The following is a 15,803-nucleotide window of genomic DNA, read 5'->3' as shown; positions in this document are numbered from 1 at the left end:
ACGTCGTGGCGTTTCGGCACGTCATCGGCTGTGTTGCGGGCCATTGCCCCGCCGGCCGGCCCGGTGGACAACCGGTGGGCGCCTCACCGGGCGTCGCGCAGCGTGCGCCGGGCGATGCCAGCCGCCAGCACCATGAGCACCACTCCGATGGTCGAGGTGATGACCACGCCGGAGTCGAAGGCGTGGCGGGCGGAGTCCAGCAGGGCGCCCGCGACGTCGCTCGGCAGCCCGCCGGCCACCTCGGTGGCGCCGCCGAGGGTCTCGCCGGCGGCCTGCGCGTCGGCCGCCGGCAGCCCGTCGGGCACGACGACGTTGCTGCGATAGGTGGCGGTGAGGATGCTGCCGAGCACCGCGGTGCCCAGCACCGCACCGAGCTCGTAGGCGGTCTCCGAGATCGCCGAGGCCGACCCGGCCCGCGTCGCCGGGACGGAGGACAGGATGAGGTCGTTGGAGATGGTCTCCGCGGCGCCCACCCCGGCGCCGAGCACCATGAAGGCCACGAGGAGCCCGAGGTCGGAGCCCGAGGTGCCGGAGACGAGGACGACGACGTAGCCGGCGGCGTTGAGGAGCAGCCCGCAGGTGACCACGACGGCCGGTCGCACCCGTCGCACGATCGGCACCACCGCGAGACCTGCCAGCACCGTCACGGCCAGGCCGGGGACGAGCAGCAGGCCGGACTCCATCGCCCCGCGACCGCTGACGAGCTGGAGGTGCTGGGGGATGAAGAACAGGAAGCCGACGAGGGAGAACACGCTCAGCAGGTTGGCGGTGACCGCGCCGCTGAACACCGGGTTGGTGAACAGCCGAACGTCGAGCATCGGCTCGCGGCGCCGGAGCTGCCGCCGGACGAACATGGTGCCGGCGAGCAGGCCGACGACGGCGAGGAGCAGCACCTCGCCGTCGAGACCCGACTCAGCGACGGACTTGATGCCGTAGACCAGCGGGGCCATCGTGGCGATCGACAGCACGATGCTCACCGGGTCGACCGGCCCGGGCGCCGGGTCGCGGGACTCGGGGATGAGGAACGGCCCGAGCACGAGGAGCGGCACGAGGACCGGGACCGCCATGAGGAAGACCGAGCCCCACCAGAAGTGCTCGAGCAGAAAACCGCCGGCCACCGGGCCCAGCGCCGCACCGCCGGAGAACCCGGCCGCCCAGATCGCGATCGCCGTCCGGCGCTCGGTGGGGTCGGTGAAGATGTTGCGGATCAGCGACAGCGTGGCCGGCATGAGCATTGCGCCGAAGAAGCCGAGGGTGGCCCGCGCGCCGATGAGCATCGCGGCGCTCGGCGCAAAGGCGGCCAGCGCGGAGACCACGGTGAAGCCGGTGCTGCCGATGAGCAGCAGGCGCCGGCGGCCGATCCGGTCTCCGAGGCTGCCCATCGGCACCAGCAGACCGGCGAGCACCAGGGGGTAGATGTCCACGATCCACAGCAGCTCGGTCCCCCGCGGGCGCAGCGACTCCGAGATCGATGGGACGGCGAAGCTCAGCACTGTGTTGTCCACCGCGACGAGGAGCACCGGCAGCATGAGCACGACGAGGGCGGCCCACCGGCGGGGCGTGCGGACGGGCGTCTCGATGGTCGGTCGGGCGGTCATGCGTGGCTCCACTACGGCTGAGGTCGACGGCGCCGGGTCACCCGGGCGCCGGAGGAGATAGTACACCGTCTGGACGGTACAGTCCGGGAACGTTAGCCTTCACACATGTCGACCCGCGAGAACCTCCTGGACGCCTTCGAGCAGATCCTCATCGCCGAGGGTGAGCGGGCGGCGACCATGGACGCCGTCGCGGCCCTCGCCGCGGTCTCCAAGGGTGGTCTGCTCTACCACTTCCGGTCGAAGGACGCGCTCGTCGACGGGCTGGTCGAGCGGCTCACCGAGCTCGCCCAGCAGGACGTGGCCCGGATGGCGTGCGCCGAACAGGGCCCCTCGGCCTACTACGTCGGCACCTCCGCCTACCAGGGCTCCGCCCTCGACCGGGCGCTGGTCGCGACTGCCCGGCTGGTGCAGGACGCGAACCCGGCGGCCAGCGAGGCGATGCGCCGGCTCCAGCAGGACTGGTACGAGCTCATCGCCGCCGAGGTGGGTGACCGGGCGGTCGCCCGGGCGATCCTGCTGCTCGGCGACGGCCTGTACTACAACGCCGCGCTCGCCGGCGGCACACCGGGGGTCACCGACGCGACGGCGCCTGAGGATCTCGCCGAGCTCCTCGGCGTCGTCGAGCTGCTCAAGGAGCAGGCCACGAGGTAGTCCACGAAGGTCGCGCGGGCACGCTGGCTCACGCCCTCCACCGTAGGGGGCGCGGCTCCCCAGTGGCAGGCGCCCAGTGGTCAGCCAGCGGCCCGGCGACCCACCGCTCGACGTCGCGCGGGGTCCGTAGCCGCACGATCGTCAGCCGGGGGAACCGCGTGGTGAGCTGCGGGATGCGCTCCCGGTCCTTGTGCCGCGTCGCGATCGCCCAGCGGACGACGTGCTCAGGGTCGGTGAGTAACGTCCACAGGGGTGGTTCGACGTTGCCGTTCCACAGCACCTCGCGGCGCAGCCGGCGCCGGATCGTGCGGCGGACCAAGCGGGGCAACGTCACCGTGGCGAACGGCAGGTCGAGCCACACGAGCAGGTCTGCCCGTGCGGTGAGGATCGGCCGCGCGGGGCGGTACTGCCACTCGGTGGTCCAGGCGTCGCGGGCCACGAGCGTGCGCACGTCGTCGAGGAACTGCTCGCGAGGGGCCCAGCCGCGACCGTGGAACAGCGCGTCGATCTCGGTGTGGGGCGCGTCAAGCACCGGCGCTAGCCGCCGCGCGAGCGACGTCTTGCCGGCACCGGAGACGCCCGCGACGACCACTCGGCGGGGCCGGTGCGGCAGCGGGTCGTCGTGGCGGAGCACCCGACGCATGCTACTGGCGCGTCAGAGCACGTTGACCGCAGAGGAGATCGCGGTGAAGACGGCGGTTCCCGCGAAGATGCTGAGGATCGCGTTGCGTCGCCAGAGGTGGAGCCCGATGGTGACGGCGAGCGCGGCGACCGCCGGCCCGGCGGAGGTGAGGACGGCAGGCTGGACGTCCATCAACGTGTACGCCGCGAGGATGACCATGACGCCGACCGGCATCCGCTCCCCTACGTAGGCCAGCAGCTCGCTGTCGCGCAGCGGCCGCAGCAACGCGAACGGGACCGCCCGCAACGTCCACGTGATGCCGGCGGCGATGAGCACCGCGGCCGCGATGTACCAGGGGTCAGGCACGTCGGCGCCTGGTGACCAGGTAGGAGGCGACGAGGGCCCCGATGAACAGCCCCATCGCGGAAAGGAGCATGTCGTTGGGGGTGACCAGTGCCGCCGCCAGGGCGCAGCCGAGCGCGAGCACCGGCAGGGGCAGGGACCGGCGGATGCGGTACGCGTCGATGCCGAGCACGACGAACAACGCGGTGACGGCGAAGTCGAGTCCCACGACCTGCGGCGGTACCAGCGCGCCCAGCGCGGTGCCGATCGCCACGCTGGCCACCCAGGCGAGGTGGAAGAGCACCTGCACGCTGAGGATGCGGGTGCGGCTCCAGCCGGTAGCCCGCGGGGTGGCGGTCAGCGCGTACGCCTCGTCGGTCAGCGCGAAGGTGCTGTAGGCCTTGGCGGCGCGGCCGTGGATCCGGTGGAGCGGGAAGGAGAGGGCGTAGAACACGTGGCGGAAGTTCACCAGGAGCGTGCTCACCGCGATCTGGGTCAGCGGGGCGACGGCGGCCACCATGCCGACCAGCAGGAACTCGAGGGAGCCGGCGAGGACGACGGCGGCGAACACCGGGCCCCACCACCAGGCGAGGCCCGACTGCACGACGAGCACACCGAGCGCGAGACCGAGCGGGAGGACGGCGAGGCAGGCCGGCATGACGGTCCGCCAGCCGAGCCACACCTCCTCCGAGACGGGCCGGCGTTGGTGCCCTCGGCTCACGCCGCCACCAGCGACTCCAGCACCACCCCGGGGTGGGCGCGTTGGATCGATCGCATCCGCCACTCGTCCGGGAAGAGCGCCAGTCGTTCCCCGTCACCACGCTGGAGCACCTCGATGCCCCACTCCCGGTCCAGCACCGCCGCCCAGGTGGCGGTGGTCCGCTGCGCCAGCGTGTAGGTCAGCTGCTCGAGGTGCACCGGTGAACCGAACTCCTCGGCCATCCGGTGCTCGGCGACCTCGAACTGCAACGGCCCGACCGCGGCCAGCACCGGCGCCTGGTCACCACGCAGGTCCGAGCGCAGCACCTGGACGACGCCCTCCGCCTCGAGCTGGTCGATGCCGCGACGGAACTGCTTGTACCGGCCGGCGTCCAACGCGCGGGCCACCGCGAAGTGCTCGGGGGCGAACGTCGGCAGCGACGGGAACTGCACCGCCGGGCCGTCGTACAGGGTGTCGCCGATGCGCAGCGCCAGGGCGTTGACCAGGCCGACGACGTCACCTGGGTAGGCCACGTCGGCGAGGCTGCGGTCCCGGCCGAACGTCTGCTGGGCGTACTTGGTCGCGAACGGGCGTCCGGTGCGGGCGGTGGTCACCACCATGCCCCGTTCGAACACGCCGGAGCAGATCCGGATGTAGGCCAGCCGGTCACGGTGCGCGGTGTCCATGCCCGCCTGCAGCTTGAACACGAAGGCGCTGAACGGTGCGTCCAGCGCACGCGGCGCGCCGTCATGGTCAGCGCGCGGCCCGGGTGCCGGGGCCAGGTCGACGAGGACGTCGAGCAACCGGCTCACGCCGAAGTTGCGGACCGCGGCGGCGAACAGCACCGGGGTGGAGATGCCGGCCAAGAAGGTGCTCTGGTCGTGCTCGGCCCCGGTGGCCGCCAGCAGCTGGGACTCCTCCGCCGCCGTGTGCCACGGGTCCCCCACCCGCGTCATCGCCTCGGCGCCGGACATCCGCTCCTCGGGAGCGACCCGCGCCCCGCCCGCGGTGGGAGTGAAGGCGACATAGTCACCGGTGTCCCGCTCGAGGACGCCCCGGAAGTCTCCGGCGATGCCCACCGGCCAGGTCAGCGGGGTGGGTGTCAGCCCGGTGCGCTCGGCGATCTCGTCCATCAGCTCGAGCGGGTCCTTGCCCGGGCGGTCCCACTTGTTGACCACCGTGATGATCGGGATGCCCCGGTGCCGGCACACCGCGAACAGCTTCATCGTCTGCCGCTCGAGCCCCTTGGCGGCGTCGACGAGCATGATCACCGCGTCGACCGCCGTCAGCACCCGGTAGGTGTCCTCGGAGAAGTCGGCATGCCCGGGGGTGTCCACCAGGTTCAGCACGGTGCCGCGGTAGTTCAGCTGCAGCACCGCGGAGGAGATCGAGATCCCGCGGGACTGCTCCATCTCCATCCAGTCCGAGACCGTGGCGCTGCGGCCGGCCTTGCCGTGCACGTGGCCGGCCTCGCCGATTGCCCGCGCGTGCAGCGCCAGCGCCTCGGTCAGCGTCGACTTGCCGGCATCCGGGTGGCTGATCACCGCGAAGGTACGACGATGCGCTGCTACGCCTGCGGATCCGTTGCCCGCGTCACTCTCGAACTGCCTTGCCACCTGCTGCCACACTCCGACTTCGCCGAACTCACTACTCTACCCCTGGCTGCGCGTCGACTTCTTCGGCGGTGAGGTCGATGTCGATTCCCGCACGGCGCCGGAGTCGGCCTGCGTGGTCGCGGCCGCTCCGGCCTCACACGAGGACGGCCCCCTGCGGCGTCTGCGAGGCTTCCTGCGCCGGCTCCGCGGCCTCGCCGAGGGCGGCGAGGTAGCGCTCGGCGTCCAACGCGGCCGCGCAACCTGTACCAGCTGCGGTGATCGCCTGCCGGTAGGTGTGATCCACTGCGTCGCCGCAGGCGAACACCCCCGGCAGGTTCGTCATGGTGCTCGGGGAGCCAACGACGATGTAGCCGTTCTCGTCGAGGTCGACCTGGTCGGTGAGCATCTCGGTGCGTGGCACGTGCCCGACGGCGACGAACACGCCGGTGACGTCCAGCGCCCGCTCTTCGCCGGTCTGCGTGTCCCGTAGGGTGACGCCGGTGAGCTTCTCGTCGCCGTGGAGGGCGGCGATCTCGCTGTTCCAGGCGAACTCGATCGTGGGGTTGGCGAAGGCCCGGTCAGCCATGATCTTGGAGGCGCGCAACTCGTCCCGCCGGTGCACAAGGGTGACTTTGGCGGCGAACTTGGTGAGGAAGGTGGCCTCCTCGATCGCGCTGTCGCCGCCGCCGACCACGACGATGTGCTGCTCGCGGAAGAAGAAGCCGTCACACGTGGCGCAGTAGGACACCCCGCGACCGGTCAGTTCACTCTCCCGGTCCAGCCCGAGCTCCCGGTAGGCCGAGCCGTTGGCCAGGATCACCGACCGCGCCCGATAGGTGGTGCCCTCGCCGGTGGTCACCGTCTTGACGTCACCCGTGAGGTCGACCGATGTGGCGTCGTCGTAGATGACGGTGGCGCCGAACTTCTCGGCCTGCTCCCGCATCTTCTCCATGAGCTCTGGACCCATGATGCCCTCGGGGAAGCCGGGAAAGTTCTCGACCTCGGTCGTGTTCATCAGCGCGCCACCGGCGGTGACAGCGCCGGCGATGATGACGGGTGCCAGGTTGGCGCGGGCGGCGTAGATGGCCGCGGTGTAGCCGGCCGGGCCGGAGCCGACGATGACGGCCTCGTGCACAAGGCCGGGGTCGGTCTGCTCGGCCGTGGCGGTCAGATTGGTCAGATTGGTCAGACCGGTGAGGTTGATCATCGCGGTCACGCCTTCGCGGGGACGAGGTCGGCGAGGAGCGCCTCGATCCGCCCGCGGATGTCGTCGCGCACCTGGCGGACCGTCTCGATGCCCTGGCCGGCCGGGTCGGTCAGCTCCCAGTCCTCGTAGCGGACCCCGGGGAAGAACGGGCAGACGTCGCCGCAGCCCATGGTGATGACGACGTCGGAGGCCTCCACGGCGTCGGGAGTGAGGATCTTCGGCTTGTTCGCGGTGATGTCGATGCCGAGCTCCTTCATCGCCTCCACCGCGACTTGGTTGATCTGGTCGGCCGGCGCGGACCCGGCGGAGCGGACCTCCACCTGCCCGCCGGACAGCGCGGTCATGAAGCCGGCGGCCATCTGGGACCGGCCGGCGTTGTGGACGCAGACGAACATGACGCTGGGGCGATCAGACATGGGGGCTCCTTCAGTTGGTGAGGGACAGGCGAGGGGCGAGAGTCGCGACCCTGCGGGTGAGTTCGTGCAGGGCCTCGTCAAAGGACTCGGCGTGACCACTGGTGACGGGATCCGGCACCGACCAGTGGATGTCGATGGGCAGCATGAGCTCCTCGTGCGCGCTGTCGCAGACACTGATGAGCAGGTCCCCCTCCCCCACCACCTCGTTCACGTGCCGGGGTGCTACCCGCGGCAGGGCGAGCCGATGACGGCGGGCCACGTCGAGCGCCGCGGGGTTGATCCGGTCGGCCGGGTGGGTGCCCGCCGAGGTCGCCGGCACCTCGCTCGCGCGGCGCCACAGGGCCGCCGCGAGGTGGGAGCGGGCGGAGTTGCGGGTGCAGACGAACACCACCCGCGCCACCGCGCGCTGGTCGCGCGGTGCGAGGTGGTCGAGCGCGCCGGGCACCAGCTGGACGTAGTTGCGTCGCCGGTCGGCCTCGGACTTCTTGCGGCTGACGATACCCTCGCGCTCGAGCACCCCGAGGTGGTGGGCGACCAGGTTCGACGGCGCAGCGAGGATCTCGGCGAGCTCGGAGGGCGAGGCGTCACCCAGGGCCAGCACGTCCACGATGCGCAGCCGAGCCGGGTCGGCCAGCGCGGCGTGCAGTCGCGCCCGCCCCTCCACGTCATTCCCATCAGTATTCATTGACTCAATGGTCGCTGAGCGACCAGCGGATGTCAACCCTGCCGAGAGTCAGGCACCAAGGAGGGTGAGCCAGCCGGCCAGTGCGAGCAGCGTGACGGCGAGCACCGGGATGGTCAGCACGATGCCGACCTTGAAGTAGGTGCCCCAGCCGATGTGCATGCCCTTGCGGTCGAGCACCGAGAGCCACAGCAGGGTCGCCAGGCTGCCGATCGGGGTGATCTTCGGCCCCAGGTCGGCGCCGATGACGGCGGCGTAGGCCATCATCTGCTGCGTCAACCCGGTGGCGCCGGACGCCTCGATACCCAGGGCGGCGATGAGCGTGGTGGGCATGTTGTTCATCACCGAGGACATCCCGGCCACCAGGAAGCCGGTGCCGGCGGCGGTGGCGAGGCCGCCGTGCTCCGCCACGTTCGCCAGCAGCTGCCCCAGGTGGTCGGTCAGCCCCTCGTTGCGCAGCCCGTAGACCACGAGGTACATCCCCAGGCTGAACAGCACGATCTGCCACGGGGCCGACCTCACCACCGACCAGACGGCGATGGTGGGCTCGGCCGCCGTCATCGTCGTCGTGCGGATCGGCGCGGTGCCACCCCGGGTCGCCACCGAGCTGCCGGTCGCCGAGACGGGCACCGGGACGCCGTCGGCGGCTGACGGCCGCTGCCGGGCGGCCAGCCGGCGGAACAGTGCCCGCGGCTGACGGGCCGCGACGAGGGCAAGGACCACCGCGCACAGCAAGGCGACCACGGCGACCGGCACCCCGATCGCGTCGGCCGCGAAGTAGCCCACCAGCAGCGCAACCAGCACGACGACGCCGGCGCGGAACGTCGTCGGGTCGGCCACTGCGTCAGACGGCCGACGTAGGGCCGACACGTCGTAGCGGCCCGGGATCGACTTGCGGAAGAACAGTCGGAGCACGATCAGGCTTGCTGCGATGGAGACCAGCGCGACCGGCACCATCACCAGGGCGTAGCGCGCGAAGCCGATGCCGAAGTAGTCAGCGATGACGATGTTCACGAGGTTGGAGACCACGAAGGGCAGGCTGGCGGTGTCGGCGATGAACCCGGTCGCGATAACCAGCCCGAACGCCACCGTGGGCTTGAACTTCAGCGCCACGATCATCTGGAACACGATCGGCGTCATCACCAGTGCCGCACCGTCGTTGGCGAACAGCGCCGCGACCGCCGCACCGAGCACCACGATGAGGTTGAACAGCGCACTGCCGCTGCCGCGCGCCCACCTCGCCACGTGCAGCGCGGACCACTCGAAGAAGCCGGCCTCGTCGAGGATCGAGCAGATGATGATGACCGCGACGAACGTCAACGTCGCGTTCCACACGATGTCCCAGACCACCGGGATGTCGCTCAACTGCACCACCCCGGCGACGAGGGCGACGACGGCGCCACCCAGCGCGCTCCAGCCGATGCCCAGGCCGCGAGGCTGCCAGATCACCAGCACCAGGGTGGCGACGAAGATCGCGACGGCGATCAGCACCTGGCTACCCCTGGGCGAGCGAGCGCGTCGCGCCCGTGGGCGAAACCGGTCGGGAAGCCGATGAGCCGGGGCTCCGGAGCACCGCAGCAGTCAGCAGCCACAGCGTCGGCGATGGTCGCGGTGCCGTCGGCGTCGATGACAGGCAGGGCGGTTGAGCACACGCCAGTTTCCGGCAGCTCCAGCTCGACCCGCAGTGCGGCGGCGGTGTCGCCGGCGAGGTGCGCGGCGATCGAGCGGACCTGCTCGTAGCCGGTGGCGAGCAGGAACGTCGGGGCGCGGCCGTAGGACTTCATGCCGGCGATGAAGAAGTTCTCCTCCGGGTGGGCGAGCAGGTCCGCGCCGTGCGCAGGGACCGTGCCACAGGAGTGGGACTCCGGGTCGATGAGCGGGGCCAGCCGGCTGGGGGCCTCCACGCCGGGGTCCAGGTCCAGCCGCAGCTCGCGCAGCATCGCCAGGTCGGGCCGGAACCCGGTGGCGCCGGCGAGGGCGTCCACCGCCAGGCGGCGTTCACCGTCCCGGGTGGCGACGGTCAGCTCGAGACGGTCGGCCGCCGGGTGGAGCGCCGTGATCGACGTGGAGAGCAGCAGCTCGACTTCGCCGGCGGCCACCGCCTCTCGCAGCTGGGCACCGAGCGCGCCGCGGGCGGGCAGCCCGTCGGCATCGCCGCCGCCGTAGGCCCGGGCGGCCGAGGAGGCGCGCACCAGCCAGCTGATCCGGGTGGTCGGCTCGCTGCGGCGCAGCCGGCTCAGCGCCAGTAGGGTGTTGACCGCCGAGTGGCCGGCCCCGACGACGGCGACGTGCTTGCCGGCCGCTCGGCCCCGGTCACGTCCGAGCACGTCCGGCAACGGTCCGAGCAGGTATGGCGCCGCCTCGGCCTCGCCGGGAGCGGGCAGCCCTGAGGTGCCCAGCGGGTTGGCCTGGGCCCAGGTGCCGGAGGCGTCGATCACCGCCCGTGCGCGGTGGTCGACGAGCTGCCCGTCGACCAGTGCACGGACGAGGAACGGCCGGTCGCCGCGGCCCCGGGTGTAGGTCTTGTCGAGCCCGTCGCGGCTGAGCGCGACGACCCGGGCTCCGGTGATGATCCGGTCGCACAGGGCAGCGGCCTGTGCTAGCGGTTCGAGATACTCGGCCACGAGCTCGCCACCGGTCGGCAGCTGGTTGGCGGCCGGCTCGGTCCACTCCTCTGCCACCAGCAGGCGCCGCGCCGCGGCGTCGACGTTGAACCGCCACGGCGAGAACAGCCTCACGTGGCCCCACTGCCGCACCGCGGCAGCGACCGACGGCCCCGCCTCGAGCACGAGGGGGTGCAGACCACGCTCGAGCAGGTGGGCAGCGGCGGCCAGCCCGACCGGGCCGGCCCCGATGACGATGACTGGTAACGAGGACTGTGCCGTGGTCGAGGACATCGCGATCCTTGCCTGCGCCAGCGAGGAGCCTGACGCATTGATAGTTGTCGATGTGACGCGCATCAGAGTGGCATGTCCCATCGACAGTCGTCAATGCGTGAGCGATACTAGGGCAATGTCGACACCCGTGGACGTCCCGACCGACGCCGCCTGCTGCGCGCCCCTCACGCGCGAGCCGCTCCCCCTCACCGATGCTCAGCGGCTGGCCGGCATATTCAAGGCGCTGGCCGACCCGGCGCGACTGCGCCTTCTGTCCCTCATCGCCGCGCACGAGGGTGGCGAGGCGTGCGTCTGCGACCTCACCGAGCCGGTCGATCTCTCACAACCGACCGTTTCCCACCACCTCAAGGTGCTCACCGAGGCGGGCCTGCTCACCCGTGAGAAGCGCGGCAGGTGGGCGTACTACACCGTCGTCCCCACCGCGCTCGACGCCCTCGGCGGCGTGCTTCGCACCCAGCACCGCGAGAACGTCAAGTCCGACTGCTGCTAGGGCGCGCTACTGCTGGCGGCGCACCATCTCGGCGATCCAGGTGGGCGCGAACGGGGACGTGCAGTTGGGCGGGGTCGGGTAGTCCTTGAGGACCTCCAGCCGCTCGCCGATGTCGATGGCGCGAGCACGGTGCTCGGGGTGCTCGATGCCGATCTGGCTGAGGCACTCGTTCATCGCCCACTGCAGCCGGTCCGGGGCGTCCTTCATCTGCGCCTCGATCACGTCGAGCAGCCCGGAGAGGTCGAGGCCGTCCGGCTGCTTGCGGACGCGCGCGGTGGTCAGCGCCCACCCGGCGCTGGCGACGACCGGGTCCGGGTCCGCCAACCATGCGAGCCGCAGCTCCTCGGCGTACGGGCTCTTCTTCACCACGTAGTTCACCAGCCAGCCGTGCACCTTCGGCACACGCGACTCGCGGAGCATGGTGTCCAGCTCGTCGCGGCCGAAGGCCTTCGGCCGGCAGACGAGGAGCGCCAGCAGCCGCGCCGCCGTGTCGTCCGTCGCCCAGAGCTCCTGGGCCAGCTCCTGCTGGGTCTTCAGCCGTTTCGCGAGGGCGCGCAGCTTGCCGAGGTTCACCCCGTGGTCGTCGCCGTGGCGCTCGTTCACCGCGCGGGCCCGTGGGTCCTCGAGCTCGGCCAGCTCGGCCATCACGTCGGCCACCGTCGTCCCAGCCATCTCAAGGGCTCCTGTCTCGCGCGTGAGGAATCAGCCTACGACGGACGTCCCACGTCGGGCGTACCCGCCGAAGGGCGCGTCGGGACCGCCGTTCAGTCTGAAAGTCCCCGGCTTCGCGCGCGCCGACCGCGAACCAGGCGACCGGTCCGACGACCGGAAGCAAAGGACGACGATCAGCCACCACAGTCGCTGGCCGGCCGTGACGCGCCTCGGCCACCGTCAGAGCGAGACGACTGCCCTCAGGTGCCAACTTTGTCAGCGAACCTCTGCCGAGCGGCTTGACGGGACACGCCCAACGCCAGAGCGATCTCATTCCAGGATCGACCGTGCGCTCGAGCCGCCTCGACGGCGTCCCGCAACTGCGCCTCATCTGCCCTGACCGCCTCTGCTGCGGTAGCGACCGACCGCAGGTCATCGATGTGCTCGGCCTCGACGCTGGCCGGATTTAGCTCGTCAGCCAGTCGCTCGAATCGCTGCGCGGCCCGCTCGATCTGCTCGTCACTGTGTCGCACTCTGCTCACCTCATCTCAGGACCTGTCGGAACTTACGCCGGAGGATCATGGCGTGGATGACCACGGCGTCGTCCCCATCCAGATCGAGGACCCCGACCTCCAGCAGCGTCCCGTCAGTTGCGGGGCCGATCAGCATGGTCAGATCCTCGTCCATGACGATACGACGGACCGCGTTACGCAGCGCGTGCCGGATGTCGGTCTCTGCGACTCCATGTTTCCACGCCGGCTTGCCGATCCGCACGTAGACAACATACCTTGTCTCAGCCGGCGAAGGAAGGTCGCTGCGGCTTCCCAACTGCGGACCACGTTGCACTGGGGCCAGCCCTCTGCAACGGATCTGTTGCGCAGGGTGTCCCCATCGCAACGGTCCCGGGCTTCTGCGCCTCGCGGTGCAGACGGCCGGTCGTGGGGCCCGACCGTGCTTGCCGGAGCGAAGGGGTAACCTGACCTGATGGATGCGCAAGCCGCGCTCGACGAGCTTTCAGCTCGCAGACGGCTCATGTCAGACCCGCCAGCGCTGGAGGATGCAGCGTCCCTCGGTAAGGCTGTTCGACATGCGGCCGAAAGTGGCGCAAGCATTGACGACATCGCGACTTCCGGTGAGGTGCCAACGCCGAAGAACGCTAAGCGGTAGGCCAGAGTGTCGACGGCTCCAGATCACGGAGCGAGTTTCCGAGGCGGCGTTGCGGGTGTGCCCAGCGCACCAGCCCATGAAAGGCGTCCCGTGGGTTCCCGAGACCCTCGTGGAGTGCCGCAAACGCTGGGCGTGCTCGGGCTGAGGAACGTCATCACTTCGCGTAACGTCCAAGGTTCCACCGAGCTCCGACATCCACACGCGCTGAGCGAAAGCAGGGTTCAGTGCTCAACAACGGCTCGGGCGCCGCGGCGGCATCAGTTGTTGGCACTCCGCCACCTTCGCTCTCACGTCCGTCCACTTCGTTGCCACTTCACGGGGGTCGCTGGCGTGCCGGTCTCCCCGGCACGCCAGCGACCGGTCAGAAGTCCCAGTCGTCATCCTCGGTGTCGACGGCCTTGCCCATGACGTAGCTCGAGCCGGAGCCGGAGAAGAAGTCGTGGTTCTCGTCGGCGTTGGGGCTCAGCGCCGCGAGGATCGCCGGGTTGACGTTCGTCGTCTCGCTGGGAAACAGCGGCTCGTAGCCGAGGTTCATCAGCGACTTGTTGCCGTTGTAGCGCAGGAACGCCATGACGTCCTCGGTCAGCCCCAGCGGATCGTACAGGTCGCGGGTGTACTCTTCCTCGACCTCGTAGAGCTCCTCGAGCATCTGGTAGGAGTACGCCTTGAGCTCGGCCTGGCGCTGCGGCGTGTCCAGCTCGAGGTTCTTCTGGTACTTGTACCCGATGTAGTAGCCGTGGATGGCCTCGTCACGGATGATCAGCCGGATGAGGTCGGCGGTGTTGGTCAGCTGCGCCCGGGAGGACCAGTACATCGGGGCGTAGAAGCCGGAGTAGAAGAGGAACGACTCGAGCATCACCGAGGCGATCTTGCGCTTCTGCGGGTCGTCGCCCTCGTAGTGGGCCACGATCGTCTGCGCCTTACGCTGCAGCGCCTCGTTCTCGACCGACCACGCGAACGCCTCGTCGATCTCGGTGGTGGACAGCAGCGTGGAGAAGATCGCGGAGTACGACTTGGCGTGGACCTGCTCCATGAACACGAGGTTGGACAGCACCGCCTCCTCGTGGGGGGTGAGCACGTCCGGGATGAGGCTGACCGCGCCGCGGGTGCCCTGGATGGTGTCGAGCAGCGTGAGCCCGGTGAGCACCCGGGTGGTCATCCGCTTCTCGGCCTCGGTGAAGGTGGCCCACGACTGGATGTCGTTGGACAGCGGGATCTTCTCGGGCAGCCAGAAGTTGGTGGTGAGCCGGTCCCAGACCTCGGCATCCTTGGGGTCCTCGACCTTGTTCCAGTTGATCGCGTGGAGCGGGCTGATGAGGTCCTGCTTGAGTGTCGACGTCGTCGTAGTCATGGAGTGGTGCGGGCAGCGCGGTGCCCTGGTCCTTCCTGTCGGTGGGTCGCCGTGAGGTGAGCAGCGGCACGCTGCGGAACCGTCGGTTCGCGCGCGGTGCCGGTCTGCTCCGAGGCTAGCCCACCCTCGTCAGGCGCTGCTGGAACCGCAGGATGCGGCGGACGGCCTCGTCGACGGCGTCCGCACCGGCGGCGAAGGACAGCCGCACGTACCCGTGACCATGCACACCGTCGAAATCCACCCCGGGCACGACGGCGACGCCGGCGGTCTCCAGCAGGTCGGCGCACCACTCGAGGGACGACTTGTGCGGGCCGAGCTGGTCCCCCAGCCCCGCGTAAAGGTAGAACGCGCCGTCGGCCGGGGCCACCGGGCCCCAGCCGAGCTCGGGGACCCGGTCGAGCAGCACCCGGCGGGTCTGGGCGAGCCCGGCGACCCGGGCATCGGCCTCGGCGTAGGTCACCTCGGAGAACGCGCCGAGCGCGGCGAACTGGGCGGGCGCCGGCGGGCACAGCGCGACGTTCCCGGCGAGCGCGTCCACCGCGCCGAAGAGATCCTCGGGCAGCAGCGCCCAGCCGAGCCGCCAGCCGGTCATCCCCCAGTACTTCGAGAACGAGGAGACCACCACCGACGACGGCGCGGCCTCGGCGATGTCCCAGGCGCAGACGCCGCGTGCATCTGGCGCCTGCGGATCGGTGGGGTAGGTGATGCCGTGGTAGATCTCGTCGCTTACCAGTCGGACTTCGTTCGCCGCGCACCAGCGGGCCAGCGCGGTCAGCCGCTCGCGGTCGATCATCGTGCCGGTGGGGTTGGCCGGCGAGGCGATCACCAGTCCGGCGACCGTCCCGTGCTCGGCGAGCACGGCGTCGAGCAGTTCCGGCGTCGGCTGGAACCCGACCTCGGCGCCGCACGCCACCTCCACGACCGCGCACCCCAGCGTCTGGAGGATGTTGCGGTAGGCCGGGTAGCCGGGACGCGCGAGCACGACGACGTCGCCCGGGTCGAACGCGGCGAGGAAGGTGAGCAGGAACGCGCCCGACGAACCGGTGGTGACGGCGACGCGCTCCGGCGGCACCTCAAGGCCGTACCAGCGGCGGTAGTGGCCGCTGATCTCCTCGCGCACCTCCCGCAGTCCGAGGGCGCTGGTGTAACCCAGCGCGCTGCTCGACGCGTGGGTGCTCGACGCCAGCGACCGGACCTGCTGCGGGGCACCACCGGCCGGTTCACCGGCGCACAGCGAGATGATGTCGCGGCCCTGGTCGCGCAGCTCGGCGACGCGGTCGAGGATCGACATCACCTGGAACGGCGGGACGGCGGAACGGGCGGACACCTTCACGGCAGATCTTCCTCCTGGTGCTCGAGGGCCAGCCCCCATCGTGCCACCGTGGCCATCCAGCGGCCCCTGATTGTGCCCGCGCCGCGGCAACGGCACGCTAG

Annotated in this window: 17 protein-coding genes; 2 read left to right on the top strand and 15 right to left on the bottom strand. The window is 70.6% G+C overall.

Going from position 1 to position 15,803, the window contains the following annotated elements:
- Positions 1-83: 83 nt before the first annotated feature.
- Positions 84-1,598, bottom strand: a complete 1,515-nt coding sequence (locus tag V2J52_RS01625; protein ID WP_331225911.1) for an MFS transporter — start codon at positions 1,596-1,598, stop codon at positions 84-86.
- A gap of 105 nt (positions 1,599-1,703) precedes the next feature.
- On the opposite strand from V2J52_RS01625, the gene V2J52_RS01620 reads away from it, so the two are divergent.
- On the top strand, positions 1,704-2,249 hold the full coding sequence (locus V2J52_RS01620; protein WP_331225910.1) for a TetR/AcrR family transcriptional regulator: 546 nt from the start codon (positions 1,704-1,706) through the stop codon (positions 2,247-2,249).
- Positions 2,250-2,277: 28 nt separating this feature from the next.
- Here the strand turns inward: V2J52_RS01620 and V2J52_RS01615 are convergent, their stop codons facing one another.
- The 9 genes from V2J52_RS01615 to V2J52_RS01575 form a co-directional block, all read right to left on the bottom strand.
- Complete coding sequence (locus V2J52_RS01615) at positions 2,278-2,892, bottom strand: P-loop NTPase family protein (protein ID WP_491062094.1); 615 nt, start codon at positions 2,890-2,892, stop codon at positions 2,278-2,280.
- Between the two features lie 12 nt (positions 2,893-2,904).
- Positions 2,905-3,237, bottom strand: coding sequence for a branched-chain amino acid transporter permease (locus V2J52_RS01610; protein WP_331225908.1), 333 nt, complete (start codon positions 3,235-3,237; stop codon positions 2,905-2,907).
- Positions 3,230-3,934 (bottom strand): AzlC family ABC transporter permease, encoded by a 705-nt coding sequence (locus tag V2J52_RS01605; RefSeq protein ID WP_331225907.1) that lies wholly within the window; start codon positions 3,932-3,934, stop codon positions 3,230-3,232. Before V2J52_RS01605 ends, V2J52_RS01610 begins: the two co-directional genes overlap by 8 nt.
- Positions 3,931-5,529 (bottom strand): peptide chain release factor 3, encoded by a 1,599-nt coding sequence (locus V2J52_RS01600; RefSeq protein WP_331225906.1) that lies wholly within the window; start codon positions 5,527-5,529, stop codon positions 3,931-3,933. The genes V2J52_RS01605 and V2J52_RS01600 overlap by 4 nt, the downstream gene beginning before the upstream one ends.
- Positions 5,530-5,662: 133 nt before the next feature.
- Positions 5,663-6,715, bottom strand: coding sequence for a thioredoxin-disulfide reductase (trxB, locus tag V2J52_RS01595; RefSeq protein ID WP_331225905.1), 1,053 nt, complete (start codon positions 6,713-6,715; stop codon positions 5,663-5,665).
- 5 nt (positions 6,716-6,720) lie between these two features.
- Positions 6,721-7,131: an arsenate reductase ArsC gene (locus V2J52_RS01590; RefSeq protein ID WP_331225904.1), complete on the bottom strand. Its 411-nt coding sequence runs from the start codon at positions 7,129-7,131 to the stop codon at positions 6,721-6,723.
- Positions 7,132-7,141: 10 nt separating this feature from the next.
- On the bottom strand, positions 7,142-7,816 hold the full coding sequence (locus V2J52_RS01585) for an arsenate reductase/protein-tyrosine-phosphatase family protein (protein WP_331225903.1): 675 nt from the start codon (positions 7,814-7,816) through the stop codon (positions 7,142-7,144).
- A 48-nt stretch (positions 7,817-7,864) separates the two neighbouring features.
- Positions 7,865-9,304: an arsenic transporter gene (locus tag V2J52_RS01580; RefSeq protein WP_331225902.1), complete on the bottom strand. Its 1,440-nt coding sequence runs from the start codon at positions 9,302-9,304 to the stop codon at positions 7,865-7,867.
- Positions 9,298-10,710, bottom strand: a complete 1,413-nt coding sequence (locus V2J52_RS01575; RefSeq protein WP_331225901.1) for an FAD-dependent oxidoreductase — start codon at positions 10,708-10,710, stop codon at positions 9,298-9,300. Before V2J52_RS01575 ends, V2J52_RS01580 begins: the two co-directional genes overlap by 7 nt.
- 115 nt (positions 10,711-10,825) lie before the next feature.
- Here V2J52_RS01575 and V2J52_RS01570 point away from each other — a divergent pair, with 115 nt between their 5' ends.
- The gene (locus V2J52_RS01570) at positions 10,826-11,200 is read left to right on the top strand and encodes an ArsR/SmtB family transcription factor (RefSeq protein ID WP_331225900.1); all 375 of its coding nucleotides are present in this window, start codon (positions 10,826-10,828) and stop codon (positions 11,198-11,200) included.
- A gap of 6 nt (positions 11,201-11,206) precedes the next feature.
- Here V2J52_RS01570 and V2J52_RS01565 read toward each other — a convergent pair whose 3' ends face one another.
- The 5 genes from V2J52_RS01565 to V2J52_RS01545 form a co-directional block, all read right to left on the bottom strand.
- The gene (locus V2J52_RS01565; protein ID WP_331225899.1) at positions 11,207-11,872 is read right to left on the bottom strand and encodes a DNA alkylation repair protein; all 666 of its coding nucleotides are present in this window, start codon (positions 11,870-11,872) and stop codon (positions 11,207-11,209) included.
- A 239-nt stretch (positions 11,873-12,111) separates the two neighbouring features.
- The gene (locus V2J52_RS01560; protein ID WP_331225898.1) at positions 12,112-12,384 is read right to left on the bottom strand and encodes a hypothetical protein; all 273 of its coding nucleotides are present in this window, start codon (positions 12,382-12,384) and stop codon (positions 12,112-12,114) included.
- A 10-nt stretch (positions 12,385-12,394) separates the two neighbouring features.
- On the bottom strand, positions 12,395-12,625 hold the full coding sequence (locus V2J52_RS01555) for a hypothetical protein (protein WP_331225897.1): 231 nt from the start codon (positions 12,623-12,625) through the stop codon (positions 12,395-12,397).
- A gap of 754 nt (positions 12,626-13,379) precedes the next feature.
- Positions 13,380-14,369, bottom strand: a complete 990-nt coding sequence (gene nrdF / locus V2J52_RS01550) for a class 1b ribonucleoside-diphosphate reductase subunit beta (protein WP_331225896.1) — start codon at positions 14,367-14,369, stop codon at positions 13,380-13,382.
- Positions 14,370-14,484: 115 nt separating this feature from the next.
- Positions 14,485-15,741, bottom strand: a complete 1,257-nt coding sequence (locus tag V2J52_RS01545; RefSeq protein WP_331225895.1) for a pyridoxal phosphate-dependent aminotransferase — start codon at positions 15,739-15,741, stop codon at positions 14,485-14,487.
- Positions 15,742-15,803: the final 62 nt, after the last annotated feature.

Origin of the sequence: Georgenia sunbinii, from assembly GCF_036421875.1 — a bacterium.
Taxonomy (GTDB): Bacteria; Actinomycetota; Actinomycetes; order Actinomycetales; family Actinomycetaceae; genus Georgenia_B; species Georgenia_B sunbinii.
Note: the sequence above shows the minus strand (reverse complement) of the source record. Positions and strands in the feature narration are given on the sequence as shown.